A 26,486-nucleotide genomic window follows, 5' to 3' on the forward strand; every position below is an offset into this window, starting at 1 on the left:
ACCAGTGCGGGCAGCTCGTTCTTTGATCTCAATGGCGATGGGAAAACCACAGATACCGTGATTGGCGGCGTGCCAGTGGGGTCGGTCAACTTTGGCGTCGGCATGCCCACTTTGCCAATTTTCTTGGATGGCAAACTGGTCGTGGGCGGCACCAATGCTGGCGAAAAACCTGGCTCTGGTGGTATTTCTGGCAAGTCATGGAGCCGCGTCTCCTGGCGTGAAATCCGGAGTGACTGAGTGCGATGAATACTAATAAGGAAACAGCGATGTCCGCATCCCGTATCTCTGGCTTCAGCTTGATCGAGGTGATGGTGGTGGTTGCCATCATTGCCATCCTCGCTTCGATTGCGTTGCCGTCGTATAACGACCATCAACGCAAGACCCGCCGAGCGGCAGGCACCGCCTGCCTGACGACGGTTGCGCAACGCATGGAGCGGGTGTACACCACCGACATGTCCTATTCGTCGGCACCTGCGATTGGCACATTGACAGGGGCGTGCGAGCCAGACACGTTGTCGTTTTATACATTCTCCTTTTCATCTGGCCCTACGACCAAAGCCTTCGAACTAAGCGCAGCGCCTGCTGGGAAGCAATCCGGTGATTCTTGCGGAACGTTGAAGCTGGATCAAAAGGGCACCAAAACCCCCAGCACCGCCGGATGTTGGTAACCCACACCCGCACACGCTTGCAATTCAAACACCCGCCGCAAGGCGGGTTTTTGTTGCATCTGAAACACCTAACTTCAGCATTGTGAAGATGTGTTAACGTCCATGCGTGCGCGTATCCCCCCACATGCACGCACGTGTATCCGACGCAATCGGCCATCTGGTCGTTTGTTTGCCGTGTCCAATGACTACACAAGATTGACCACACAAAGGGGAGCCGCCATGCAGCGCACGCAACCACAACGCCGCCCACTCACCATCGCCGTGCTGGTGGGATTGATGGGTATCACCAGCCTGCCGGTATTGGCGCAAGATGCCGCCACGGCGGCGGACAAGAAAGTTGAGCCGAAGACGCTGGATGCCTTGGTGGTGACCGCGCAAAAGCGTGAAGAAGTCATGCAGAACGTACCGATTGCGGTCACTGCGTTGTCGCAACAGACCTTGCAAGACACCGGCGTGCGCGACATCAAGGATTTGCAGGTGTTGGTGCCGGGGCTGACCGTGACCAGTACCCAGAGCGAGGCGATCACCACGGCGCGCCTGCGCGGCATTGGCACGGTGGGCGACAACATCGGCTTGGAGTCGTCGGTGGGGGTGGTGATTGATGGCGTGTTCCGCTCGCGCAACTCGGTGGGGTTTGGTGACTTGGGTGAGTTGGAGCGCATCGAAGTCTTGAAGGGGCCGCAGGGCACCTTGTTTGGCAAAAACACCTCGGCGGGTGTGATCAATGTGGTCACCCGCAAGCCAGATCACGAGTTTGCTGCCGATGCCGAAGTGACGTTTGGCAATTACGGTGCATTGGGGCTGGCCGGTGGTGTCAATGCGCCACTGGGTGACTACGCGGCGCTGCGCGTGTATGTGGCGCATCGTGACCGTGACGGCTGGATGAGCGTCGTCACTGCACCCGGCCCGCGCACCAATGCGCGTGATTACGACCAAGACTTCAACACCTTCCGCGCCAAATTGCTGTTGCAACCCACCGACAAAGTGGAGATTGTGCTGTCGGCCGATTCCACCCGCCGCAATGAGAATTGCTGCACGGCGGTGCAATTGGTCAGCGGTAGTAGCTCCGTGCTGATCAATAAATTGGGCGGCGGCAATGCCATCGCGCCCACTGGCCAAGCCAATCCGTGGGCGCGGGTGGCCTACAGTAATCGCGATACCAGCCAAAAGATCAATGACCGAGGTTTGCAAGCGGAGGTCAATATCGATTTCGACATGCTGGGCGGGGCGCGGCTGACGTCGATCACCGCCGGGCGTGATTGGGATGCGGTGAATGGCCGGGACTTCGATTTTTCCACGGCCGACCTAATTTATATGAACCCGCAACAGGATGAGTCGTATGCGCGGGTCAAAAGCTTCAGCCAGGAATTTCACCTGAGCGGCAGCACTGACAAACTGGATTGGTTGTTTGGCGCGTTCTACAGCAACGAAACCATCAACCGCACCGAAAGCTACCGCATTGGCGCGGCGTATGAGCCGTATTTGTCGATTGGTTTGTTGTCGATGATCAACCCGGCGCTGGCGGGTTTACCCAATGCCGCGACCTTTTTGGCCGATGCGACCGGCAAGCCCTATGGCACCGCGTTTGCCGGGTTGGGGGCATTGGATCGTTACCAACAAGAGGCCAAGAGCACGGCGTTATTCAGCAACAATACCTGGCATGCCAGCGAGGCGCTGGATATCACCTTGGGCCTGCGTTACACCCGCGAAACCAAGGATTTATCGTCGGTGTATAGCAACCCCAATGGCAGCTCTGGCTGCGCCTCGTATTTTGGCCCCACCGGCGTCAGCGCGGCCGCGATTGGCCGCATTGCCGCCGCACTGACCGCGCGCGGGGTGCCGTTTGCATCGCTGCCTGCCGCCAATCAGCAGGCCTTGATCAGCAATGTGGTGGGGTATAGCTGCCTGCCGTGGGCGAATGTGCAGCACAACGGCCGCAAGACTCAGCAATCGCGCAGTGAAAACGAATGGTCGGGCACCTTGAAGGCAGCCTACCGCTGGAACGCGCACGCGATGACCTATCTGTCGTATGCGCGTGGCTACAAGGCCGGCGGCTTCAATTTTGACCGCGTGCAATCGTCCAATGGGCTGTCCAGTGGCGGTTCGGGGATCACCCCGGTCAATGACACCTCGTTCCCCGGTGAATTTGTGGATAGTTGGGAGTTGGGTGCCAAAACCACGTGGGCGGGTGGCAATTTGCTGTTCAATGCCGCGCTTTTCCACCAGAAGTACAGCAACTTCCAGTTGAATAGCTTCTTGGGCACCAGTTTTGTGGTGCGCTCGATCCCGGAAGTGGTGTCGAAGGGCCTGGATGCGGAACTGCTATGGCAGCCCAAAGCCGTGCCCGGCCTGATGTTGCAAACCGGCTTGATGTATGCCGATACCAAGTACGGCAACACTATCCCGGGCAGTGATTTTGTTTATCCGGGTGCCTTGTACAAGCTGCCGGGGGCGCAGATGAGTTTTGCGCCGAAGTTATCCGGTTCGGCATCGCTGACGTACGAGTGGGATATCGGGTCGTCGCTGGAGGGCCGCTTCAATATCGGCGGCAAATACATGTCCAGTTACAACACCGGTTCAGATTTGGATGCCGAAAAACAGCAAGGTGCCTACACCGTGGCCAATATGCGGGTGGGCATTGGCGCGCGTGATCGCACATGGCAAGTGGAGTTGTGGGGCACCAATGTGTTCAACGCCAAGTATGTGCAAGTGGGCTTCGACGGTCCCTTGCAGGCGCTGGGCACGCCCGAGCCGGGTAACCCCAAGAACACCTACAACGCCTTCTTGGGTGCGCCACGCATGTACGGGGCAACGCTGCGATTCCGCTTCTGAGGCGTGCGACGGTTCCGTTTTAGGCGTGCATGCGCTACAACGCATGCACGTCTTTCGAGTCTCTGTTGATGCAGCCACCCAATGACACCGAACTTGCAGTGCTGGCCACCGCCACCGGCCAGCTTTTACTTGCGGGCAGGCATATGCTGGTCACTGCGGAAAGTTGCACTGGCGGCTGGATTGCCAAATGCATGACCGATGTGGCCGGGTCGTCGGCGTGGTTTGATTGCGGCATGGCCGCCTACAGTTACGAGGCCAAGCAGGCCTTACTGGGTGTGCGCCCACAAACGCTGGAACAGCATGGCGCAGTCAGCCGAGAATGTGTGGTGGAAATGGTGTCCGGCGCACTGGTGCACTCCGGTGCCAGCATCGCGGTGGCGGTGACCGGCATTGCCGGCCCCAGCGGTGGCAGTGACGATAAACCGGTGGGCACGGTGTGGATAGGCTGGAAGCGCCGTGGCGGCTACGCCCGCGCGGAGGTATTTCATTTCGAAGGCGACCGCGATGCCGTGCGCCGGCAAACTGTGGCCACCGCCTTGCGTGGAATTGCGCATCTGCTGGCGTAAGCGCAGCGCTGCGCGCGGGTAGATGTTGGATTAACGATTCGTCATCCTGCGGAGAGCTTGCAGTGAACCGGTTTGGTGCAGCATGCAAGCCGTACCTTGTGCCAACAAGCAACACGTCATCCACCACCACCCAACACGGGAGTTCGGCAATGAAACAGATGATTCAAGCAATCACCTTGGCCGCGTTCATGCTGGCTGCAGGGCAGTCGTTTGCAGCGCAATCGGCTGCACCCGCTCCCGCCAGCAAGCCTGCTGCTGCGGCCAAGGCAGCACCCGCAGCGCATGCTGCCAAGACAGCCCCGTCTGCCAAGACTGCATCTGCCGCGCCGGCCGCTTCAGCGGCCAAGCCCGCAGCACCCGCCGCACCTGCGGCGGCTGCAATGGACGCCAAACCCGCCGCCGCTGCGGCACCCGAGGCCGCCAAGAAAGAACGCTGCCACGATGCCAAGGGCAAGTTCACCAAGTGCGATGGCCCCGCTGCGGCCAAGAAGAAAGAACCCTGCCGCGATGCCAAGGGCAAGTTCATCAAGTGCAAGAGCTGAGCCTAGCAGCGCATTTGGAATACAGGCATTAGCCATACACGCACGGGTGCCGATGGGCACCCGTTGCGTTTTCAGAGCCGCACCAAACCCAGCCGCGCGGCTTCCAGTGTGGCTTCGGCGCGGCTGTTGATATTGAGTTTGCGATAAATACTTTTCAGGTGATCGGACACCGTGTGCCGGCTGATTTGTAGCTTATCGGCCAGTTCCGGCAGCCGGCAGCCTTTGCTGACCAAGATCAGCACATCGCGTTCACGCGGGGTGAGTGATTCAGCGCCTACCGTGGCTTCGGGGGTGACTGGTTGAAACGCCCGCAGCAGTCGTTGCGCAATCGCGGGTGACAGCGGCGGCTCGCCGCGCAATATGCCCTCCAATGCGGCGGCCAGACGCGCTTCGGGTTGGTCTTTCAACAGATAGCCGTGCGCGCCTGCGCGCAGCGCCGGGAACACATGGGCATCGTCGCCAAATAAGGTGGTCACCACAATCGTGCAGTCTGGCCAGTGCTGTGCGATGGGGGCAATCAGGGTGGTGCCATCGCCATCGGGCAAACCCAAATCCACCAAGGCCAATTGCGCAGGCGGCGCGTCCTGCAAGGCACGCTTGCCCGCCGCAAGGGTGGCTGCGTGGGTGACGTGGATCCCCGGAAATTGCTGCTGCAACAAATTGCTGAGCCAGCCTGCCACATCCGGCAGGTCTTCCAGCAGCAAGGCGTGGGTGGGGACGGCGCTCATGTTGGGATGGTGCGGTCTGGGCTGGCGTTGGGGCATCCCGTGGCTGTGGGGGGCAGCGGGAAACTCAGACGCACCTTGGTGCCGCCCAAGGTGCCTTGTTGCCAGTCGATATTGCCTTGCAGTTCACCGGCGCGGGTGCGCATGCTGCGGGTGCCGCGCCCATCGCCAATGCGGGCGGGGTCGAAGTGGCCATCATCGGTGACCTCAAACACCAATGACGTGCCGGATAGGCCAATCACAATCCGCAGGTGTTCGGCGTCGGCATGGCGCAGGGCATTGGTGACCGACTCACGGCCGATGCGGAACAGGTGCATGGTTTGCGCGCGGTCCAGCGGCGGGTCGGGCAGGGGGTCGCGCTGGTGCCAAGTCAGGGGGATCGAACGCGCTTGCAGACGTTGTTCGGTTTCATCGCGCAATTGCGCCAACACTTCCAGAAGGCTGCCTTCCACACTGCGTTCGCGGCTGAGAATGGCGCGCAGGTCTTGCAGAATTTCGCGCACCAGCGGCTGCTCGCTGGCAGGGACGCGATGCAAGAGGGTCAATAAGCGGCTGCCCACGTCGTCGTGGAGATCGTCATAGATGCGCTGGCGCTCGCTTTCAATCGCTTGCGCCACTGCCAATTGTTGTTGCAGTGCCGCCAGCGCCGCTTCGGCCTGTTGCGCGTGGATGGTGTCGCGTTTCCACCAATTCCGCAGTCCCGGCATGCCTATTCCTCAACCAATGCGTCGCGCCACGGCGGTCGTTTGGATTGTAGGGTATTGCGTTGCAGATGGACGTCAGACCGCCGGTGACGCCGCATCCTGTGAGTCAGCCCGGCAAGCTGCGACAACCCAAGGCCTGCAATACACCGTGCATGGCGGGAAGCTGTACCAGCCATGGCGCAACCAAGGTCAGCAGACCGGCAGCGATCACCAATACGCCGGCACCGATGCGCAATGACCCATGTTGCAAGCGGTGACCGATGCGTTGCCCGGCCCAAGTCAATGCCACCATCACCGGCAGCGTACCCACGCCGAAGGCGGCCATGGTCAGTGCCCCGTGGACAGGGCTGGCAGACAACCACGCGGCAGCCAGCAAGGTGGTGGACAGCCCGCAGGGCATCCAGCCCCACAACATGCCCAGGGCAATCCGTTTGCTGGCGGTATTGGCCGGGAGTAGCCGCTGTTGCAGTGGCCGCAAGGCCTGCCAGAGCCGGTTGCCGGGGCCGCCGAAGAAGCGCGGGATGCGGCCTTTGCGGTCCAACATGCGCAGGCCAGCCAGCACCAGCACCACGCCAACGGCGGCGCGCATCACGACGGGCAGCCACGGCAAACGGGCCAGACTGAGCAGGCCGCCGCCCAAGCCGCCCACGATCGCACCGGCCAACATATAGCCCAGCACGCGGCCCAGATTGGGTTGCATCGCCGCCCACCCACCGCGCGAGTGGGTGGAAAACCCGGTCGCAATGCCGCCACACATGGCCACGCAATGCGCGCCACCCAACAAGCCGGTGAGCAGCGCCGCACCCAGCACCAGTAGGTCAATCGGCATCGTGGTCTGCTGCGGGTGGCAGCGATGCGGCGTTGTCGGCGCTGGCTACGTGCGGCAGCGGCGGCGGGTCTTCGCGCAGGATGTCCAGCGCGGGGGTGTCTAGGTCTTCAAATTGCCCGTGCTTGACTGCCCACGCAAACAGCAGCGCGGCGGCACCGATCATGATCAAGCTAATGGGGATCAAGAACAGCAGGATATTCATCGATGCGCCATCAGCGGGGGATGTGGGTCAAACGCAGGGCATTGGCGGTGACTGCCAACGAGGACAGGGCCATCCCCAGTGCTGCCAGCCACGGGGTGACGTTGCCGTTGGCCGCCAAAGGGATGGCCAACAGGTTATAGCCCAGTGCCCAGGCCAAATTTTGCCGAATGATACGGCGGGTACGACGGGCAATCGCCAAGGTGGTGGGCAGCGTGCGCAAGGCACTGCCCGCCAGCACCAGATCGGCCGCACGTTGCGCCAGCGCAGCACCATCGCCAATCGCCAGCGAGACATCCGCCCCGGCCAACACCGGCGCATCGTTCAGGCCGTCGCCGACCATCGCCACCACGCGGCCGTGTTGTTGCAGGTTGCGCACCAGCGCCAGTTTGGCCTCGGGCGTTTGCCGCGCGTGCACATCGTCAATCTGCAACGACTGTGCAAACCGCTGCACCGCTGCCGGCGCATCGCCGCTGGCCAAGTGCAGGGCGATGCCTTGCGCACGCAGGGCTTGCAGCGCGGCGTTGGCGTCTGCGCGGTGTTGTTCGATGAAGCGAAAGCGGGCGCGGGCGCCGGCATGATTGGCCAGCCATACCGCGCCGTCGTCTTCCCCTTCGAAAGCGAAGGCCGCGGTGCCGATGCGCCACGTTTGGCCGTCGATATTGCCTTCCACACCGTGTCCGGCAATGGCGCGCACGCCAGTGGCGGCAGGAACATCGGCGACTTGCGCAAATGCACTGGCCAGCGGGTGGCTGCTATCGCGCTCCAGCGCGGCAGCAATACGCAATGCGTGCTCGGCATCCAGGTCGATGCATTGATCGACCGTGTGCAGCAGGGGTTTGCCATCGCTGAGGGTGCCGGTTTTGTCGAACACCACATCGGTGACCCGCGCCAGCCGGTCCAGCCCATCTGGCCGCACCGAAAGCACGCCCAGCTTGGCCAGTGCACCATGCGCTGCGGCGAGTGCTGCCGGCACCGCTAACGACAGTGCGCAGGGGCAGCTGATCACCAGCAACGACAACATCACTTCAAACGCGCGCGCCGGTTCATGCACGCGCCACCACGCATACACGCCGATGGCGGCCAGCAACAGCCCCGCGACGAACCACGCGGCGATGCGCTCGGCCCCTTGTGCCAAGGCCGGGCGATGCGCTTGTGCAGTTTCCACCAGCCGCACCAGCTCGGCCAAGCGGGTGCCGGTACCGACGTGGGTGATGCGAATGCGCGCGGCGTGTTCGCGGCAGGCGGTGCCGGCATACACCGCAGCGCCGGCGGATTTATGGACGGCGGCGGCTTCGCCGGTGAGTAGGGACTCTTCGAAATAGGCATCGCCATCGAGCAGGATGCCATCGGCGGGAACCGGCTCACCCACCGCCACGCGCACCACGTCGTCCACGGCCAAGGTGTCGATGGGCACCGATTCACGGCTGCCATCGGCCCCTTCACGGGTGGCAAAGGCAGGGCGTGCGCGGGCCAGCGCATCTACCTGGGCGCTGGCAATGCTGCGTGCGCGGTGTTCCAACTGGCGGGCAACCAGCAGCAAGAACACAAACATCACCGCCGCGTCATACCAGACGTGGATGCCGCCTTGCAGGGTTTCCCAGGTGCTGGCGGCCCATGCCAGCAAGGTGGAACCGGCAATCAGGACATCCATACCCAGCCGGCGGTTGCGTAGCTCATGCCATGCGCCGGTGATGAACGGCCAACCGGCCCAGAACACCACCGGGGTGGCCACCATGAAGGTGATCCAGCGGAAGAAGTCGCGGGTGGGCAGCGGCATTTGCCCACGGGTGTCCAGATACAGCGCTTCGGCAAACATCATCGCCTGCATTGCGCCGATGCCGGCCAGCCCAATCCGCAGCAGGTCGCGGTTGCGTTCGCGGCGGCGTGCGGCCTCGCGCGCTTCACCGGTGGCAAGGTAAGGCCGATATCCCAGCGCCGCCAGCCGCGCCAATGGTTTGGAGAGCGGTGTTTGCGCCGGATCCCAAGCGATACGGATGCGCCCGGTGATGGCATTGGCGCTGGTATCTAGCACCCCCGCTTCGCGGGTGAGCGCGCGGTCGATCAACCATGCGCAAGCAGCGCAGCGCATGCCGTCGGTGAGCACGGTGATTTCGCGCCCACCGTCCACGTCATGGGCGTGGCTGGCCAGCAGTTCTTCGCGGTCCCAGACCGTCAGCGCCGGGGCGTCGGTGTCCACACGTCCGGCGGGGGCATTGCGCAGGCGGTAGTAGTCACCCAAATGGGCGGCGCTGATCCAATGCGCGGCGGCGGCGCAGCCATCGCAGCAATAGGCGTGCACGCTGCCCGCAAATTCGGCCTGCACCGGTGCCTGCGGCAGGGGTTCGCCGCAGTGGTGGCAGACGGTTTCTGCATTCACGGCAGGCTAGGGCTCCACTGCGTCGGCGGGGGTGGCATCGCCCACCGCTGGGCGCAATTGCGCGGCCAGCTGGCCTTTGGGCATGCGCCCGCGCAAGCGCCATGCCTCACCGCTGGCAGGTTGCAATTGCAGTAGCCAATCGTGATCGAGGGCGGGCTTGGCGTCGATGCGCCAGCCGGCTTCGTGCGGGGCCAGTTGGAACACTTGGTCTTCGGATTCGCGGGTGGGGTGGTGCAGCTTCAATTGCAGCGCTGCACTGTGGTCGAAATTGCCACTCACCGGCAGTACTTCCAAAAACCCATGCTCCTCGTCATAGCGCGCAATGGCACCCAATTTGTCTTGTGCGGCGCGGGCATCCGGGCTTAAGTCGGCTTGCTGTGCTTGGCCGGTGCGCTGCACCTTGTCTGGCACCACATCCATCGGGCCATCGGCATTGGCGACGACATACATCACCACACTGCCAATCACCACGGCACCGACCAAAAGCACCATCAACCAGACGATGGGCTGCCGCCAAGGGGAGGACTTCGGTTGCATCTCAATATCCTTGTATGTGGTCAGCGCGGTCGTGCTGAGCGCCAATTAGAGTCAACCCGGGCAGAATGGTTCAGATCGGCCCGAAGAATGTGCTGTCCACCCGTGCCTTGGCGCTGCCGTCGCGGGCTTCAATCACAAAGATCAGGTCGTGACGGCCTTTGACGGGGCTGTCACTGGCCACTTCGACTGCTTGTGACAGCACTTCACCGGCAGGCACGCGCACATCCAGTGGGCTGCCTTTGAGCACCAATTGGGGGGTGTTCTTGGCTTCGATATGCACGCGATAGACGCGGGCGGCATCGGTTTTGTTGACCAGCTTCAAAGTGTAGCCATTGGCGATGTGCTCGCCTTGCTGCTGGTACAGCGCATTGCGGTCGCGCAGCACGTCGGCGATCAGCGGGCTGCGATGCAGCACGCCCCACACCCAGCCACTTACCAATGCGGTCAATAGCAAGCTATATACGATGATGCGCGGGCGCACGACATGCACGGTTTGCCCATCCAACGCGTGCTGGGTGGTGTAGCGAATCAAGCCATGCGGCATGCCCATCTTGTCCATGACGTCGTCGCAGGCGTCGATGCAGGCACCACAGGCGATGCACTCGTATTGCAGGCCGTTGCGGATATCAATACCAACCGGGCACACCTGCACGCACATGGTGCAGTCGATGCAGTCGCCGAGTTGTTCGGTTTCAAATTTTGGCAGCGGCTCAGCTTCGGCATTGGTTTCGAAGGTGATGGTGCCGGCCGCCTGCAGGCGCGCCTGCGCGGCGCTGGGGTGTTGGCTGGCGCGGAACACATAGTCGTAAGCGGTGCGCACATCCAGCAGGCCACGCGCACGTTGCAGCACGCTGGCCAGGCCTTTCTTGCGTGGGCCACGCGGCTCGCCGCGCAGCGGGTCATAGGCGATGATGAGGGTGTCGCGGTCGAACATCGCGCTTTGGAAGCGCGCATACGGACACATGTATTTGCATACTTGCTCACGCAGGATGCCGGCATTGCCCCAGGTGGCCAGCGAATAGAACAGCACCCAGAAGGTTTCCCAGCCGTTCCAATCCAAGCTTGGCAGGCGTGCGGCCAGACTATGGATTGGAGTAAAAAAGCCCACAAAGGTGAACCCCGTCCACAGCGCAAACACCAGCCACAGGATGTGCTTGCTGCCTTTGCGCAAAAATTTTTCGCGGTTCCACGGGCCGGCATCCAGCTTCATGCGCTTGCTGCGGTCGCCTTCGGTCCAGCGTTCCATCCACAAGAAGCATTCGGTCCACACCGTTTGTGGGCAGGCATAGCCACACCACAGGCGGCCAGCCAATGCGGTGGTGAAGAACAAGGTGAACGCAAGGATCATCAACAACATGGCCAGCAAGCTGAAATCCTGCGGCCAGAAGGTCAGCCCCCACACATGGAATTTGCGCGCGGGCAGGTCAAACAATACCGCCTGACGGCCATCCCAGCTCAGCCACGGGAACACGTAATACATGCCCAGCAGCCAGAACACGGCCAGCTTGCGCAGGCGGTCGAAGCGCCCGGCAACATCACGCGGATAGACCTTGCGTTCGCTCACATAGACGGAATCACCGCCCATCCCACCGGATTGATCCAGCAGATCGATGTCGATGCGTTTGCTCACGGCACTGCTACCTGGTTTTGGGTCCATTGAAGCGGCTGGAGGGCCGCAGCAGGATCCAGGTGAAAAGGCTGGACGACGCCGTCGCCAGCCAGAAAGTGAAGAAGCCGATGGTGTAACCCAAACCGCGTGTGATCTGCAGGTGTGGGAAGGTCAAATCGCGCAACTCCAACGGGTCGATAAAGGCAAAAAACACCATCGTCGCCACCCCTGCGGCAAAAAAACTAGGCCAGAGGATCGCCCCAACCCGCTGCGCCATTGGGCGCGGCGGGTGGTCAAAGCCGGGAGTGGTGAAGTCGGTCATTGCGCGTTGGGATTGCCTGTTTTGGGCGAGTGCGACAGCGACCAGACATAAGCGGCCACCAGACGCGAACGAGTATCGCCTAATACTGTACCCCAAGCAGGCATCACCCCGTGACGCCCGTTGCTGATGGTTTCGCGTAGCGATTCACGACTATCGCCATACATCCAATAGCTGTCGGTCAAGTCGGGGGCACCCACCTTGGGGTCACCTTTGCCGTCTTTGCCGTGGCAGGCTACGCAAATCCCTTCGTACAGGGTCTTGCCGCGAGCCGCAGCATAGTCGTTACGGTTGCCGGCGTCTTTGTCGCCCAGTTGATGCACGTAGGCAATCACGTAATCCACGGCGTCCGGGCCGCCCATACCCTGCAACGTCTTGCCCCACGCGGGCATCACGCCTTCACGACCATTGAGCACGGTGTGCAAAATCTGCTCCGGACTACCGCCCCAATGCCAGATTTGATCGGTCAGATTGGGATAACCCACCGCACCCTTGGCAGAGGAACCGTGGCAGGTGGAGCAGGTGTTGGCGAAGATCGACTTACCCAACTTCAGCGCCTGCGGGTTTTGCGCCAGCACATCGATCGCCTGACCCTTGTAGGGGGCGAAGGTCTTTTCCAGTTGGGCGTTGGCAATGGCCGCTTCCTGGTCGTGCTCACCCTTCGAGCTCCAATGTCCAAAGCCTTGGTAGGTGCCAAAGCCGCCATACCAGAACAGGTAGCCGAACGCAAACACGATGGCGATATAAAAGCCGTTGATCCACCAGCGTGGCATGGGCTTGTTGTACTCGGTGATGTCGCCATCCCAGTAGTGACTGGTTTCGTCTGGCTTGGGGTCACCTGGACGTCGCTTGGATGTCCACCACAGTAGCCAAGTGATCCCTAACAGATTGAATAACGTCAAAGCGATGACGTACCAGTTCCATGCGGTGGTCATGCGTTGTTCCTCGGCTGGGTGCTGCGGTTGTCTTCGCCTTCGGGCATGGCGTCATCCACGGCCAGACGGGCGGTGGCGTCAAAACCGGCGCGCAGACGTGGCTGCCACGCCCAGATCCAAACGCCAATAAACAACAGCATCAACACGGTGGTTACGATTCCAGAAATCATGTCGTTCAGCCCCCTCGCGGCGCGTGCTTACCCAAGCCTTGCAGGTAAGCAACCATCGCGTCCAGTTCGGTCTTGCCGGCCACAGCCGCCGGTGCGGCCTTGATCTCGGCATCAGTGTAGGGGTCACCCAAGCGTTGCAATGCGCGCATATGCGATTGGATGGTGGGGCCATCCACGGTGTTTTTGGCCAGCCACGGGAAGGACGGCATGTTGGATTCGGGCACCACATCGCGCGGGTTGTTCAAATGCACGCGGTGCCAGTCATCGGAATAACGCCCACCCACGCGCGCCAGATCCGGCCCGGTGCGCTTGCTGCCCCATTGGAAAGGACGGTCATACACCGACTCGCCGGCCATTGAATAGTGGCCATAGCGTTCGGTTTCAAAGCGCAGGGTGCGCACCATTTGCGAGTGGCAGTTATAGCAACCCTCGCGGATATAGACATCACGCCCAGCCAGCTCCAACGCGGGGTAGGGTTTGACCCCCGGTAGCGGCTGGATGGCTTCGGCTTGGAACATCAACGGAACGATTTCCGCCAAGCCGCCCAAGGACACCGCAATCGCGGCGAGGATGGCCAATAGGCCAACGTTTTTTTCGATTTTTTCGTGTGCAAGTGCCATGTCGTGTCCTCAGGCGCGCGCTTCGGCGGCGTCGGGGGTCAGGATCGGATGCGTCGCCACGCCTTCCGACTGCTGCCAGGTTTTCCACATATGCCATGCCATCAAGCACATACCGGCAAGGATCAGACCGCCACCCAACAAACGACCCAGATAGTACGGATAGGTGGCCACCAAGCCTTCCACGAAGCTGTAGGTCAGCGTGCCGTCGGGGTTGGTGGCGCGCCACATCAGGCCTTGGGTGATGCCGGCGATCCACATCGACACGATGTAGAACACCACGCCCATCGTGTGCATCCAGAAGTGGGCATCGATCCACTTGGTCGAATACATCTGATTCAGACCCAGCAAGCGCGGATACAGCGCATACAGCGAACCAATCGAAATCATCGCCACCCAGCCCAGGGTGCCGGCGTGCACATGGCCCACGGTCCAGTCGGTGTAGTGGCTGAGCGAGTTGACGGTCTTGATCGACAGCAGCGGGCCTTCGAAGGTGGCGATCATGTAGAAGCTGATCGCCACGATCAGAAACTTCAGGATCGGGTCGGTGCGCAGTTTGTGCCACACCCCGGACAGGGTGAGGATGCCGTTCATCGCGCCGCCCCAGCTGGGTGCCAGCAAGATCACCGAGAACACCATGCCCACCGACTGCGCCCAGTCGGGCAGGGCGGTGTAGTGCAGGTGGTGCGGGCCGGCCCACATGTAGATCGAGATCAGCGCCCAGAAGTGGACGATGGACAGGCGGTAGGAGTAGATCGGGCGCTGCGCCTGCTTGGGCACGAAGTAGTACATCATCGCCAGATAGCCCACGGTGAGCAGGAAGGCCACGCCGTTGTGGCCGTACCACCACTGCGCCATCGCATCCACCGCGCCGCTGTAGACCGAGTACGACTTCCACAGCCCGGCTGGCATCACGATGTTGTTGACGATGTGCAGCAGCGCCACCGCGATCACGTAAGCACCGTAGAACCAATTGGCCACGTAGATGTGCTTGGTGCGACGCTTGACCAAAGTGCCGAAGAACAGCCAGCCATAGGCAACCCAGACGATGGCGATCCATAGGTCGATGGGCCATTCCAATTCGGCGTATTCCTTACTTTGGGTGATACCCAGCGGCAAGGTGATGACGGCACTGACCATCGCTGCCTGCCAGCCCCAGAACACGAAACTGGCCAGCTTGTCCGAGATCAGCCGCACATGGCAGGTGCGCTGCACCACGTACAACGAGGTGGCAAACAGCACCGAGCCACCAAAGGCGAAAATCATGCCATTGGTATGCAGCGGACGTAGGCGGCTGTAGGTCAGCCACGGGATGTCGAAATTGAGTGCCGGCCAGTACAGCTGCGCCGCACACAGAACGCCGACAGCCATGCCGACGATGCCCCAGATCACGGTGGCAACCGCGAACTGATGCACTACTTTGTCGTTGTATGTGCCGGAAATGGCTTGCATACGTTTCTCCGAGGTAAACGCGATAAGGTTACGCCAAGCCCTTAGCTTAGGACTTGATCTAGATCAAATTTGATTTGGCGACATCCGCAATCACGGGAATTCGAACGGAATTTCAGTGGAATTCGAGAGGAATGTGGTGGTAAATGCAAGGAAAATGCAGGGACATCTTTCGCAGAATCGCCCATAATTGTAGCCGCGACTTCCTACATTGTGCAGACTCATGACTGATCCTATTCCGCTGGACCTGGCGCGCTTGCGCCGCTCATGTGCGGAATGCTCATTGCAAATCCTGTGTCTGCCGGCGGGGGTGGATGCCGAGGATATTTCGCGGCTGGAGGCGGTGGTGCAGCGGCGTAAACCGCTGACCAAGGGCGAAAGCCTGTTCCGTGCCGGGGATCCGCTGCGCGCGGTGTATGTGGCCAGTGAGGGCGTGTTCAAAACTGTGGTGTTGAACGAGGCCGGGGAAGAACACGTGCTGGGCTTCCATCTGCCCGGCGAACTGTTTGGGCTGGATGCCATCGGCAGCGGCAAACATCGGTGTGAAGCCGTGTCGCTGGGGGATGCACGGGTGTGTGAATTGCCATACGCGCATCTGGCCTCAATTGCGGCGCAAGTGCCCAGTTTGCAGCACCAGTTGTTGCGGGTCATTGGGCAAAGTGCGGACCGCGACCAAGACCATGTGGATGTGTTGTCGCGCCGTCAGGCCAGCGAGCGTATCGCGATGTTCTTGCAAGGCTTGAGCGACCGTTACCGGCGCATCGGCCGGGCCGCAGATGACTTTGTGTTGCCAATGAGTCGCGATGAAATTGCGCGTTATTTGGGCTTGGTATTGGAAACCGTGAGCCGTGGGTTCAGCCGCCTGCATGAAGACGGCATCATCGAGGTACACGGGCGACGGGTGCGCATTCTTGATATCAGCGCGTTACGCGCGCTCACCCAAGGTTGCGAGGGCAATCCGCATCCGCAACGCAGGCGCAACGGCGGTTGAGCCCACGATGTTGCGCATGTTTGCGGGCTGGACCTCGCGCGATGTTCTGATACTTGCCGTGGCCCTTGCTGTGCTGCCGCTCTTGCCGGACGCCCCGGTTGATCCTTGGCAAGTGCTGAACTTACGCAAGCTTTGGCTGTTGACCGTGTTGGTCATGGTGATCGGTGCCGCGGGACAAATGGCACAACAGCTGTTTGGTGCACGTACCGGACTTTTGCTGGCCGGTTTTGCGGGCGGCTTTGCCTCCAGTTCGGCCACGATCGCCGGATTGGGCGCGCGCGCGCGCCAACAACCTGCGTTGGCACCTGCCTGCGCCGGTGGAGGTGTGCTTTCCAATGTCAGCACCGTGGTGCAGTTGGGTATCGTGGTCGGGGTGTTGTCGCCATCATTATTGGCGCAGCTGCTGCCGGCGTTATGCCTGGCCGGTGCTGTAATCGGCGTATTTGCAGTACTCGCCGCGCAGGCATCGCGGGTGCAGATGTCAGCACAAGCAACACCTGTCGAAGCATCGCCAAACGCTGCGCTGGCACCACGACGGGCGTTGTTGTTTATGTTGATCGTGGCGACGGTGTTGCTGATGTCGGCATGGATTCAAGCATGGTTGGGGGATGCCGCGCTGGACGCAACATTGGCATTATCCGGATTAGCGGATGTACATGCCGCAGCCGCGTCTGCAGCGCAACTGGTAGCGAGTGGGCGCATTGCAGTTGAGGGTGCACTCCCGGGGGTTGTGCTGGCCTTTGCAGCGAATTCACTGGTAAAGCTGGGGCTGGCCTGGGCCAGCGGTGGCCGCCGATATATGTTGCGTCTGTTGCCTGGAATCACCGCAATGGTGCTGACGTTTGCGTTGGCGTTATGGTTGCTGCGCTAACCCGCATCAACCCCCCGTCGCCTGACGTACCGCGCGCACAAATTCAGGGTCGGGCTGGCTGCCCACTTGCTCCGTTCGCGCCAAGATACGGCCATCGGCATCCAGCAAAATCAACATGCTGCTGTGGTTGAAACCACCATCCGCCAATTGCCGGAAGCGAATCCCTAGAACGCCTGCTACGGCGCGGACATCCTCTTGCCGTGGGGATGCCAACACCCAGCGTGCTGGATCCAGCTTGCGCTGCTCTACCACTTTCATCAGCGCCGCCGGTGTGTCACGCGCCGGATCCATGCTGATGAGCACAACACCCAAACGCTTTTGTTGTGCGGGCGTCAGCTGTCGCTCCACTGCCTTGCCAGATTCCACGATCAAGGGGCAAATGTATTGGCAGTGGGTATAGAACATCGACACCACCCGCGCTTTGCCGCGCAAGTTGCGCCAATCGCGCGTGGTGCCGGCACTATCGGTCAGCGGCAGCGGCAATTGATAAACCGAATCCCCCGGCAATGCGGTGGTGGTTGGCTGCACCGCACCGGCCAAACCGGCAAATCCGATGAGCAAGCCCGCAGCAACCGTGCGAACCCATGTGTGCAGCGTGGTGTTCTTAGTGGTATTCATCGTGGTGTTGATTGCAATATTCATGGTGCACTCCTGGCACAACGAAAGCCCAAATTCGCGGTGGCGTCGCGGCCTTCCAGTGAGGACAGCATGGCAACGCGCATCATCACCGCATAGTTTTCGCGGTCATCCATCGACAACGCACCGGCACCACAAAATTTGCCCTTGTCGGGGTCGCCTTGGTTGCGGTTGTCGCTATCGACCATCAGTGAAGATGCATCCTGCGTCCATTCCCAAATCAAACCATGCAGGTCCTGCACGCCATACACATTGGGCGATTGCAGACCCACCCGTGGCAGCGCATCTTTCGATGAGCGCGCGTACCAGCTCAAGATACGTTCGCGCCATACCGGGTCTTTGCGGGCATCGCGACGGGTTTCGTCGGCGGCCGCGGCGTATTCCCATTCATTCCATGTGGGCAACCGCGCATCCAGCGATTGGCAATAGGCGTCGGCAGCAAACCAACTGACCCACACCACCGGGCGATCGGGCAGGGCATTGGCACCCAAGGTGTCCGGCCCGGCCCAATGGGATAGGTAACGGGCTTCCGCAAACACGGCAGGAGTGCGGCCGCGCTGCCATTGTGGATGACGTTTGACGAAGGCCAAAAACTCGCCATTGGTGACCGGTTTGCGCATCAGGGCAAAAGGTTTGATGCGCACCCCGTTCTTGGCATCTTCATAGCGCAATACCGATTTGAATACGCCGCCCGGTAGCCCGGCATAGCGCCCCGATACCACCGCGCCGGCGGCAATGCCGGCGAGGGGTAGGGCGAGTAGCAACCAGGTAGCAAGCGGCTTGCGCATGGGTTTAATGTCCGCTGGACGCGTTGCTGGGCTTGGCGGCGCGCGCCTTGGCTGCATCTTCGCGGCTGACCTGGCCACCGGGGTTGCCCCAACTGTTGAGGACATAGGTGCTGATATTGGCCACTTCGTCATCGGTCAGCTGGCTCATGGGCGGCATATTGGAGTTGTACTCCTTGCCGTTTACCGTGACCGCCCCCACCAGACCATGGGTGATGATTTCTGGCACGCGCTTGGGGTTGGCCTTGATGAAGCTGGAAGCGGCCAGCGGCGGGAACACCCCCTCCATGCCCTTGCCATCGGCTTGGTGGCAGGTAGAGCAAGTGCCGGCAAACAACACCTTGCCGGCTGCGATCTGGTCTTCCTTGGTCAGCTTGCCCTCCTTGAATGCCGCAGCAGCGGTGGCGACCGGGGCACGGTTGGTACCAGCGGCTTGGTCACCCAAGTACACGGCATCGACCTCTTTGCCCGAATAAATATCTTTGCGGTCCTTGCCTTCGGCCTGCAGGATGGCCAACGCGCCCTTGTTGAACGCGCGGAAGATGCTGTGATCCACCAGCACATAACTGCCGGGCACTTCCATGTGGAATTCCATCATTGCAGCGCCACCGGAGGGGATCAGCGTGGTCTGCACGTTTTCTTGGAAGCGGGTACCGCCTTCGTACCAGACCTTATCGAAAATCTCGCCAATCACGTGGAAGCTGGACACTAGGTTGGGGCCGCCATTGCCCACGAACAGGCGCACTTTTTCGCCAGTCTTGGCCTTGAGCGCCTTATCACCGGTCATCGAGCCTTCCATGCCGTTGAACAGCACATAGGTGGGATGCTCGTCGATGGCTTTTTCCATATCGAAGGCCTGATGGCCTTTTTCACGATATTTGCCCGAGGTGTAGAAATCCCCTTGCATCACATAGAACTCGCGATCCACCTTCGGCAAGCCTTCCGGCGGTTCCACCAAAATCAACCCGTACATGCCATTGGCGATGTGCATCCCCACTGGCGCGGTAGCGCAGTGATACACATACAGCCCGGCATTGAGTGCCTTGAAGCTGAAGCGGCTGACGTGGCCGGGGGCGGTAAAGCTGGATGCCGCGCCACCACCCGGGCCGGTTACGCCGTGCAGGTCGATGTTATGTGGCATTTTGCTGTCGGGCATGTTGCGCAGATGGAACTCCACGGTATCGCCCTGACGCACGCGGATGAAACTGCCCGGCACGGTGCCGCCAAAGGTCCAGAAGGTATAGCTGACGCCTTCGGAAATGGGCATGTCTTTTTCAATCACATCCAACGACACGATGACCTTGGCCGGTTTGCTGCGCCCGGTCGCCGGCGGCACATGCGGTGGCGAGGTCAAAATGGCTTCCACCGGCTCACCAACGGGCGGGCCGAAGTCCCCTTTGGCGGAGCCACCGGTTTCCTCGCTATGGGTGGCACCACTGGCAGCCGGGTTGGGTTGTTCGATACGGCAAGCAGACAAACCCAACGTGACCGTAACGGCCAAGGCAAGGGTGGCGTAGCGGAGGAGGGGTTTCATCGTGGTGTTCCCTGTTGAGGTGATGTGTATGCGATGGGTGTCAGCATGGTTCCGCGATGGGGGCAACGGCGTTGATTCAGATCAAAATCTACCTGCGAATGGAGACCGATACAGGGGCACTTGACTTGGGTCAACCTGCAAGCGGGCAACACACCAAAGTTGATTTGCATCAACCTGCAAAAACAGAGCAAGCCTAGGCTGGTGGCAACTCTCAGCAAGGACTATATATATGTCCACACCCGCACGTTTGTGTTCTGCCATTGCCGTTGCCTTGTTTGCCATCCCCATGGCCCATGCAGCGGACACACCCAAATCCAGTGTCGAATGGGATCTGCGCGTTCGCCACGAAAGTATTGATGATGCCGGGTTTTCACGCAATGCGGAGGCCACCACGGCACGCCTACGCGCCGGGCTACGCCTGCTGCCCGCCCCGGGCTGGACGGTCTTGCTGGAAGGTGAAGGCATTGCCGGTGCCGGCAACTACAACAGTGGTGCCAATGGAAAAACGCAATACCCCACGGTCATGGACCCCACCGGTGCCGAGCTCAACCAAGCGTGGATTGGTTGGAAGAATACGCAAGGCGGTGTCACTTTGGGCCGGCAACGGATCATGCTGGACAACCAGCGCTGGGTGGGCAATGTCGGCTGGCGTCAAAACGAACAAACCTTCGATGCGCTTGCAACCCAATGGAAGCCATCGGCAAGCCTGACCCTGAATTACTTCTGGCTAGACAAAGTGCACCGTGCTGCCGGTGACAAGGCACTGAACAAACTGGCGCGCGAACGCAATTTGGATACGCACTTGCTCAATTTGGCGTGGAAGCACGGCAGTCAGTCGGTGGTGGGTTATGGCTATCTACATGACGATAACGATGTTGCCAGCGCTTCGACAGCCACATGGGGGCTGCGCTGGGTGGGCACCCTGGATAAGACCGGGCAGGGCTTTGGTTGGGCTGCAGAGTGGGCGCGGCAAACAGATTACGCGCGCAACCCGCTGCATTTTTCGCACAATTACTGGCTGCTAGAGCCCAACTGGACGCATGGGAAAACCACGGTGCGCGCAGGCTGGGAACACTTGGGCGGTGATGGTGTGACAGCGTTGCAAACACCGCTGGCCACCGTGCATATCTTCAATGGCTGGGATGATCAATTCACAGTGACACCGGCCAAAGGACTGGAGGATCGCTATTTGGGCGCAGGCGGCAAGTTTGGCCGTGGCAAATACGATGGCAAATGGGTGTGGGCGGTAAGCTGGCATGATTATCGTTCCAACGTTGGCAGCCTGCATTACGGCCACGAATGGAATGCCTCACTGGCATTTCCGCTAGCGGGTGGCTTGAATGGGTTGGTCAAAGTGGCGGACTATCGTGCGAATGCTTTTTCGCGGGACAACACCAAATTATGGCTGCAAGTGGAATGGCGCGGCACCCATGCGCTAGCGCAATAACAACCTTGGACTTGCGTGATTTGCCGGCCCCCGAGCCCTTGATTCGGGCGCTGGCCGCCGCCGACGCCTTGGCACCCGGACAAGCAGTGGCGGTTTTGACGCCGCTGCTGCCTGCGCCGTTATTGAGCATGTTGCAAGCACGCGGACTGCATTGGGAGAGCGTCCCCTGTGATGATGGCGGCGTGCAAGTGACTATTTTGCATTCCGCCGAATAAGGCTGCGTCGATGACCAAGTTAGTCATGCAGCAGGCTCCGGCACCAGCAATCCCGCAGCGGTTTTTATTGACGGCATCGGTCTGGGGCACGGTGGCTGGCGGCTTGCTGCTGTGGGATGGCAATGCTGCGCTGGCCTCGCGCTGGAGCAGCACCAGCCTTGCCGTTGTGCACGCCGTGACGTTGGGTTTTTTGGGGAATGCGATGTTCGGCAGTCTGCTGCAATTTTTGCCGGTGGCAGCACAGGTGCCGGTACGCGGCGGGGGCAAAGCCGCATGGACGCTGTATGGCGTGTTGAATCTGGGGGCTCTGTTGTTGGTACTGGCGCTGCGCTGGCCGTTGCTGCTGCCCCCACAGATCGCTGGCACACTATTGTTGCTGGCATTTTCATTGCTGCTGGCCATGCTGTTGCCGGGGCTATGGGCAAGCCAAGGGCAGCGATTTTTGCGCTGGGGAATTGCCTGCGCATTGCTGGCAGCGCAGCTAACCGCACTGTTGGGGTTTGTCTTGACGCTGACGCGCGCCGGCCAGGTGTCGCTGGCTTTGCCTCGATGGACCGATGTGCACGCCAGTTGGGGCGTATTCGGCTGGGTGTTGGGCTTATTGGCAGCGGTGTCGCGGGTGGTGGCACCGATGTTCCAAGGCACGCTGCCAGCATCGATACGCATACAAACTCTTTGGCAGGCAGCGTTGTATGGCGTGCTGCTGGCGGCATTGCTGGCAGCGTGTGCGAACCTTGCATTGCCCGGGTTTCGGGTCGCACTCGGCATGCTGGTCGGTGTGTTCGGGTTGGGCGGATTGCTGTTGCAGTGGCGCGCCGCAAAATTGCGTGCGGTACCGCTGACGTGGTTTTGGGGTGCAGGCTTGCTGGTGCTATTGGCTGCGGCCGTGGTGATGTCATGGCGTTCCGATGACGGCATATTGGCCGGTACGTTGCTACTACTAATTGGGCTGCCAATGCTGGTGACTGGCATGCAGCTGGAAATATGCGGCTTTCTGGCATGGATTGATTTACAGCGTCGTTGTGGCCGGGGCGTACGCCTGCCGGGGGTACAACTGCTGGTGCCTGCCCGCGACAAGTACGTGGTACTGACCTTGCAACTGCTTGCCGGCTTGACCTTGGTCATGGCGTTATTGCGACTGATCCCTGCCAATGTTGCGGGTGCTGTATTGGGGTTGGCTCACCTTGCGACAGTGGCCGCACAAGTGGCGGTGCAACGACGGGCTTACCGCTATGTTCAGCAACATCAAACGATCACCACAGTGACTTCTGGCAGGCAACACAATGACCGAACGAGTTCCCGGCCTGACGCCAGTGCGCGTGGCCATTGATGGCGTGGATGATGGGTTGGTGATGTTATTGGCGATGCGGTCGCGGCTGACAAGCCTCGCCGGGCGCATCAAACATCGTGCTGGTAGTTCGGGCCGTGATCGCCAGCGCGAGTTGCGCATACGTCAACGCGCAGAAGCCTTTGGTATGGCACTGGGGCTAACTCCGGGCGTGGCCAGCGGGGTGCTGGGCGTGGCCATCGGCGAGGCCTGTCGCGCACAAGGCTTGGAAACTGATTTGGATCAAGGTGAGCAGGCCACGACTGGCGGCATGATCGCGCCCACTATGCAGACTCAAACCAACACTATCCCCACGCCGGCGCACGCTTTACTGCGATGGCTCCCACCGCCCAAGCGCTTGGCACCTTTGTTGAAGGCCGTGCCCGCCAGTCTGCAAGCGCGGTTGCTGGAGCGCGCCATGGCCAAGGTCTTGGCCGGCCCATTAGCGGGTGATGCACTGGGCTTTATGGCCGGTCGTCGGCTGGGGATCGAAGTCAGTGATCTTGGACTGCACTGGGTGGTGGAACTTCAGGGCGAGCGTTTGCTTGTGGTGGATGCCCCGGCCGAAGCCACCGTACGCGGCACCGCCACCGATTTGTTGTTATTGGCAGGTCGTCTGGAAGATGCCGATACGCTATTTTTTCAGCGCCGTCTGGTGTTGACCGGCGATGTAGAACTAGGCCTGACGGCGCGCAACTTGCTGGATCGATTGCCGTGGGAACACGTCCCGCTGGGACTGCGGATTGCCCTCAATCGGGGTGCCCGCTTGGCCCAGGCGGCACGCAACGCCTATTCCGGTAAACCCGCATGAATACAGTCGATCCTGGCATCCAGACACGCCCAGATGACAGCCGCCACACGGCCCTGATCGACACCCTTGAACGCCTGATCCCCTGCATGGAAGTGCCGCTGCACCTGCCATGGATCGACGCCATCAACACACTGAAAGCCGAGCGCGGCGCGGTGATCATGGCGCACAGCTACCAGTCGCCTGAAATTTTCCACGGCGTTGCCGACATCACCGGTGATTCACTGGCGTTGGCACAGGCCGCGGCCAAGTGCGACAGCGACATCATCGTGCTGTGCGGCGTCCACTTCATGGCCGAAAGCGCCAAGATTCTGGCCCCCGATAAAACCGTGCTGATTCCGGATATGCAGGCCGGCTGCTCGCTGGCATCATCGATCACGGCCGAAGATGTGCGTGCGCTGCGTGCGCAACACCCGGGCGTGCCGGTGGTCAGCTATGTCAATACCAGCGCCGCGGTGAAGGCCGAATCCGATGCCTGCTGCACGTCGGCCAACGCCGTGCACATGGTCAATGCGGTGGCTGCCGAGTTCGGCGTCAACCAGGTCATTTTCCTGCCCGACCGCTATCTGGGTGCGTGGGTGGCCACCCAAACTCCGGTCGAATTGGTGCTCTGGCACGGCCAGTGCGAGGTGCATGAAAAATTCACCGCGATGGAGGCGCGCCACACCCGCGAGCGTTTCGACGCCAAGATCGTGGCGCACCCCGAGTGCTCGCCTGAAGTATTGGCCGAAGCCGATTTTGTGGGATCCACCAGCGCCATGGGCAAATGGCTGGAAAAAGAAAAGCCTGTACGCGTGGCGATGATCACCGAGTGCTCGATGGCCGATAACCTGCGCAACCAGTTTCCGCAGGTGGAGTTCATCAAGCCGTGCAATCTATGCCCGCATATGAAGCGGATCACCTTGCCCAATATTCATGCATGTCTGCGCGACATGCGCAATGAAATCCATGTGCCGGAGGATGTGATCGTCAGGGCACGCAAAGCGCTGGATCGGATGTTGGCCGTCGGTCGCGGCGAAAAGGTGTGAACGCGCCCGATCCTGTCCTCATCGTCGGTGGCGGTATTGCCGGACTATCGGCGGCGCTGGGCGTAGCACCCACGCCGGTGTTGGTATTGAGCCGTGCGCAAGGCGTCAAAGGTGCGGCCAGCGCGATGGCACAAGGTGGAATCGCCGCCGCGATAGGTGAGGGTGACCATCCCGCTGACCATGCGCGCGATACCTGCGTGGCTGGCAGCCATCATAACGACTTGGCGATGGTGGACATCCTCACGCAAAGTGCCGTCGATGCGGTGCACTGGCTGGAACAGCAAGGCGTGGTGTTTGATCGTGATGCCGAAGGTCGGCTGCAATTGGGCCGCGAAGGCGGTCACGACCGTTCGCGCATCGTGCATGCCGGTGGCGATGCGACCGGCGCGAAGGTGATGCAGGCCTTGGTAGCGGCGGCGCGCAGTGCGCCGCACATTCAACGCCGCGCCGATGTCGATGTGGATGGCCTGGTGCTGCGCGATGGTCGTGTGTGTGGCGTGTGCCTGCTCGAAGCCGATGGCACGCGCAGCGTTGTGCATGGGCGGGCCGTGATTTTGGCGACCGGTGGCATTGGTGGGTTGTTTGCGCAGACCAGCAATCCGGCCGATGCCGATGGCAGCGGGCTGGCGTTGGCGATCCAGGCAGGCGCTGCCGCACGGGATCTGGAATTTGTGCAATTCCATCCTACGGCGCTGGCCATTCCCGGCGTGCACAGCCTGCCACTGGTGACCGAAGCCTTGCGTGGTGCGGGCGCACGTCTGCTGGATGAAGTCGGCAATTCACTGATGGATGGCGTGCATCCGCTGGCGGACTTGGCTCCGCGTGACGTGGTGGCACGCCGCGTATGGCGGGCCTGCCGAGAGGGCGGCGCATGGCTGGATGCGCACACGCTGGGCGCATCCTTCCCCAAGCAGTTTCCCACCGTGTTCCAGGCGTGCATGGCGCGCGGCATCGATCCGCGGGTGCAGCCCATTCCGGTGACGCCTGCCGCGCATTTCCATATGGGCGGCGTGGCCACCGATGCCGAAGGACGCACTTCATTGCCGGGACTGTATGCGGTGGGCGAAGTGGCCTGCAATGGCGTGCATGGGGCCAACCGGTTGGCCAGTAATTCCTTGCTGGAAGGGGTGGTGTGCGGGCGCAGGCTGGGGCAGTTGTTGCGCGATATGCCGCCAGCAGAAGCAGCCGAGAGCCACTATCAAGTGCTGCGCCGCAAGCCGTCACTGGATGCCGCCAGTTTGCTGCATCTGCGCGACTTGATGATGCAGACGATGGGTCCGGTGCGCAGTGGCGCAGCGATGCACGCAGCGCTTGCCGACTGCGCAGCCATGGATGGCTGGCAAGGCACGCTGGCACAAATGATGTTGCAGGCCGCGATTGCGCGCCAGCAAAGTTTGGGCGCACATTACCGAGTGGATTAACCTTTTCTTCTCCCTCCAAGGGAAGGAAGCAAGATCATTCCATCATTACCTGTGCCAGCAGCTTGCCGATCAAGTCGTCATCCGCATGCCGGCTTCGCCATGCCAATAGCCGTTGCGTTCACCGATGTGGGGCGGTGGGGTGTCGCTGTGGCGTGCGGCATCGAAGTGTTGCACGATGGCTTCCATGCCTTCGGCTTGTGGATACAGGCGCAGGATATCCACGCCAAGGGTGCGCAGTTCCGGCAATTCCGGGCCAAGGTCGGTGATTTCTTCGCCCTGCACGCTGATGCCATTGATGCGCAGGAACGGGCGACCTTCGCGGGTGGCCAGCGGCATGCCATC

27 protein-coding genes and 2 pseudogenes are annotated in these 26,486 nt (G+C 61.1%); 13 read left to right on the plus strand and 16 right to left on the minus strand.

Translation table 11 applies throughout. The annotated features are described in order from the left end of the window. The 5 genes and pseudogenes from PK789_RS08635 to PK789_RS08655 all read left to right on the plus strand — a co-directional run. Positions 1-237: pseudogene (locus PK789_RS08635) on the plus strand (pilus assembly protein); the annotation flags it as partial. 29 nt (positions 238-266) lie between these two features. Next, entirely contained in the window at positions 267-668 is a 402-nt protein-coding gene (locus tag PK789_RS08640) for a type IV pilin protein (protein WP_324308368.1), read from the plus strand. Between the two features lie 219 nt (positions 669-887). Then, positions 888-3,500 carry a TonB-dependent receptor gene (locus PK789_RS08645; RefSeq protein WP_324308369.1) on the plus strand — a complete coding sequence of 871 codons (2,613 nt, stop codon included), beginning with the start codon at positions 888-890 and terminating at the stop codon, positions 3,498-3,500. Positions 3,501-3,568: 68 nt separating this feature from the next. Further along, positions 3,569-4,066, plus strand: coding sequence for a CinA family protein (locus tag PK789_RS08650; RefSeq protein WP_324308370.1), 498 nt, complete (start codon positions 3,569-3,571; stop codon positions 4,064-4,066). Positions 4,067-4,215: 149 nt separating this feature from the next. Then, complete coding sequence (locus PK789_RS08655; RefSeq protein ID WP_324308371.1) at positions 4,216-4,608, plus strand: hypothetical protein; 393 nt, start codon at positions 4,216-4,218, stop codon at positions 4,606-4,608. A gap of 71 nt (positions 4,609-4,679) precedes the next feature. Here the strand turns inward: PK789_RS08655 and PK789_RS08660 are convergent, their stop codons facing one another. The 12 genes from PK789_RS08660 to ccoN all read right to left on the minus strand — a co-directional run bounded on the left by PK789_RS08660 (position 4,680) and on the right by ccoN (position 15,084). Then, positions 4,680-5,336 (minus strand): LuxR C-terminal-related transcriptional regulator, encoded by a 657-nt coding sequence (locus PK789_RS08660; protein ID WP_324308372.1) that lies wholly within the window; start codon positions 5,334-5,336, stop codon positions 4,680-4,682. Then, complete coding sequence (locus PK789_RS08665) at positions 5,333-6,040, minus strand: sensor histidine kinase (protein WP_324308373.1); 708 nt, start codon at positions 6,038-6,040, stop codon at positions 5,333-5,335. The genes PK789_RS08660 and PK789_RS08665 overlap by 4 nt, the downstream gene beginning before the upstream one ends. Positions 6,041-6,143: 103 nt before the next feature. Beyond that, complete coding sequence (locus PK789_RS08670; RefSeq protein WP_324308374.1) at positions 6,144-6,866, minus strand: sulfite exporter TauE/SafE family protein; 723 nt, start codon at positions 6,864-6,866, stop codon at positions 6,144-6,146. After that, the gene (ccoS, locus tag PK789_RS08675) at positions 6,856-7,068 is read right to left on the minus strand and encodes a cbb3-type cytochrome oxidase assembly protein CcoS (protein WP_324308375.1); all 213 of its coding nucleotides are present in this window, start codon (positions 7,066-7,068) and stop codon (positions 6,856-6,858) included. The genes PK789_RS08670 and ccoS overlap by 11 nt, the downstream gene beginning before the upstream one ends. Before the next feature lie 10 nt (positions 7,069-7,078). Continuing rightward, complete coding sequence (locus tag PK789_RS08680) at positions 7,079-9,445, minus strand: heavy metal translocating P-type ATPase (protein WP_324308376.1); 2,367 nt, start codon at positions 9,443-9,445, stop codon at positions 7,079-7,081. Positions 9,446-9,451: 6 nt separating this feature from the next. Further along, complete coding sequence (locus tag PK789_RS08685; RefSeq protein ID WP_324308377.1) at positions 9,452-9,982, minus strand: FixH family protein; 531 nt, start codon at positions 9,980-9,982, stop codon at positions 9,452-9,454. Between the two features lie 70 nt (positions 9,983-10,052). Then, entirely contained in the window at positions 10,053-11,612 is a 1,560-nt protein-coding gene (locus PK789_RS08690) for a 4Fe-4S dicluster domain-containing protein (RefSeq protein ID WP_324308378.1), read from the minus strand. 7 nt (positions 11,613-11,619) lie between these two features. After that, the gene (locus tag PK789_RS08695; RefSeq protein ID WP_324308379.1) at positions 11,620-11,913 is read right to left on the minus strand and encodes a hypothetical protein; all 294 of its coding nucleotides are present in this window, start codon (positions 11,911-11,913) and stop codon (positions 11,620-11,622) included. After that, positions 11,910-12,845 (minus strand): cytochrome-c oxidase, cbb3-type subunit III, encoded by a 936-nt coding sequence (gene ccoP, locus PK789_RS08700; RefSeq protein WP_324308380.1) that lies wholly within the window; start codon positions 12,843-12,845, stop codon positions 11,910-11,912. The genes PK789_RS08695 and ccoP overlap by 4 nt, the downstream gene beginning before the upstream one ends. Beyond that, positions 12,842-13,015, minus strand: a complete 174-nt coding sequence (locus tag PK789_RS08705; protein WP_324308381.1) for a cbb3-type cytochrome oxidase subunit 3 — start codon at positions 13,013-13,015, stop codon at positions 12,842-12,844. The genes ccoP and PK789_RS08705 overlap by 4 nt, the downstream gene beginning before the upstream one ends. A gap of 5 nt (positions 13,016-13,020) precedes the next feature. Further along, positions 13,021-13,635 (minus strand): cytochrome-c oxidase, cbb3-type subunit II, encoded by a 615-nt coding sequence (gene ccoO, locus PK789_RS08710; protein ID WP_324308382.1) that lies wholly within the window; start codon positions 13,633-13,635, stop codon positions 13,021-13,023. A 9-nt stretch (positions 13,636-13,644) separates the two neighbouring features. Continuing rightward, on the minus strand, positions 13,645-15,084 hold the full coding sequence (gene ccoN / locus PK789_RS08715; protein ID WP_324308383.1) for a cytochrome-c oxidase, cbb3-type subunit I: 1,440 nt from the start codon (positions 15,082-15,084) through the stop codon (positions 13,645-13,647). Between the two features lie 220 nt (positions 15,085-15,304). On the opposite strand from ccoN, the gene PK789_RS08720 reads away from it, so the two are divergent. Both PK789_RS08720 and PK789_RS08725 read left to right on the plus strand, forming a co-directional pair. Next, on the plus strand, positions 15,305-16,072 hold the full coding sequence (locus tag PK789_RS08720; RefSeq protein WP_324308384.1) for a helix-turn-helix domain-containing protein: 768 nt from the start codon (positions 15,305-15,307) through the stop codon (positions 16,070-16,072). A 7-nt stretch (positions 16,073-16,079) separates the two neighbouring features. Then, positions 16,080-16,943 carry a DUF4010 domain-containing protein gene (locus tag PK789_RS08725; protein ID WP_324308385.1) on the plus strand — a complete coding sequence of 288 codons (864 nt, stop codon included), beginning with the start codon at positions 16,080-16,082 and terminating at the stop codon, positions 16,941-16,943. 6 nt (positions 16,944-16,949) lie between these two features. Here the strand turns inward: PK789_RS08725 and PK789_RS08730 are convergent, their stop codons facing one another. Genes PK789_RS08730 through nirK form a run of 3 tightly spaced genes read right to left on the minus strand, consistent with a single transcriptional unit; the run spans position 16,950 to position 19,898 of the window. Beyond that, a complete protein-coding gene (locus tag PK789_RS08730; RefSeq protein WP_324308386.1) occupies positions 16,950-17,585 on the minus strand; it encodes an SCO family protein in 636 nt (211 codons plus the stop codon). Beyond that, complete coding sequence (locus PK789_RS08735; RefSeq protein WP_324308387.1) at positions 17,582-18,367, minus strand: formylglycine-generating enzyme family protein; 786 nt, start codon at positions 18,365-18,367, stop codon at positions 17,582-17,584. The genes PK789_RS08730 and PK789_RS08735 overlap by 4 nt, the downstream gene beginning before the upstream one ends. Before the next feature lie 4 nt (positions 18,368-18,371). Then, complete coding sequence (gene nirK / locus PK789_RS08740) at positions 18,372-19,898, minus strand: copper-containing nitrite reductase (protein ID WP_324308388.1); 1,527 nt, start codon at positions 19,896-19,898, stop codon at positions 18,372-18,374. A 229-nt stretch (positions 19,899-20,127) separates the two neighbouring features. Here nirK and PK789_RS08745 point away from each other — a divergent pair, with 229 nt between their 5' ends. The 6 genes from PK789_RS08745 to PK789_RS08770 are packed head-to-tail and all read left to right on the plus strand — an operon-like array spanning position 20,128 to position 26,144. Continuing rightward, positions 20,128-21,345, plus strand: a complete 1,218-nt coding sequence (locus PK789_RS08745) for an alginate export family protein (RefSeq protein ID WP_324308389.1) — start codon at positions 20,128-20,130, stop codon at positions 21,343-21,345. A 5-nt stretch (positions 21,346-21,350) separates the two neighbouring features. Further along, positions 21,351-21,560, plus strand: a complete 210-nt coding sequence (locus tag PK789_RS08750; protein WP_324308390.1) for a DUF2249 domain-containing protein — start codon at positions 21,351-21,353, stop codon at positions 21,558-21,560. A gap of 10 nt (positions 21,561-21,570) precedes the next feature. Next, a complete protein-coding gene (locus PK789_RS08755; RefSeq protein ID WP_324308391.1) occupies positions 21,571-22,890 on the plus strand; it encodes a hypothetical protein in 1,320 nt (439 codons plus the stop codon). Further along, the gene (ubiT, locus tag PK789_RS08760; protein WP_324308392.1) at positions 22,844-23,698 is read left to right on the plus strand and encodes a ubiquinone anaerobic biosynthesis accessory factor UbiT; all 855 of its coding nucleotides are present in this window, start codon (positions 22,844-22,846) and stop codon (positions 23,696-23,698) included. Before PK789_RS08755 ends, ubiT begins: the two co-directional genes overlap by 47 nt. Beyond that, complete coding sequence (gene nadA / locus PK789_RS08765; RefSeq protein WP_324308393.1) at positions 23,695-24,723, plus strand: quinolinate synthase NadA; 1,029 nt, start codon at positions 23,695-23,697, stop codon at positions 24,721-24,723. The genes ubiT and nadA overlap by 4 nt, the downstream gene beginning before the upstream one ends. Continuing rightward, a complete protein-coding gene (locus tag PK789_RS08770; protein ID WP_324308394.1) occupies positions 24,720-26,144 on the plus strand; it encodes an L-aspartate oxidase in 1,425 nt (474 codons plus the stop codon). Before nadA ends, PK789_RS08770 begins: the two co-directional genes overlap by 4 nt. 69 nt (positions 26,145-26,213) lie before the next feature. Here the strand turns inward: PK789_RS08770 and PK789_RS08775 are convergent. Further along, a pseudogene (locus PK789_RS08775) lies at positions 26,214-26,486 on the minus strand (U32 family peptidase); the annotation flags it as partial.

This window comes from Thermomonas sp., from assembly GCF_035369645.1.
Taxonomy (GTDB): domain Bacteria; phylum Pseudomonadota; class Gammaproteobacteria; order Xanthomonadales; family Xanthomonadaceae; genus Thermomonas.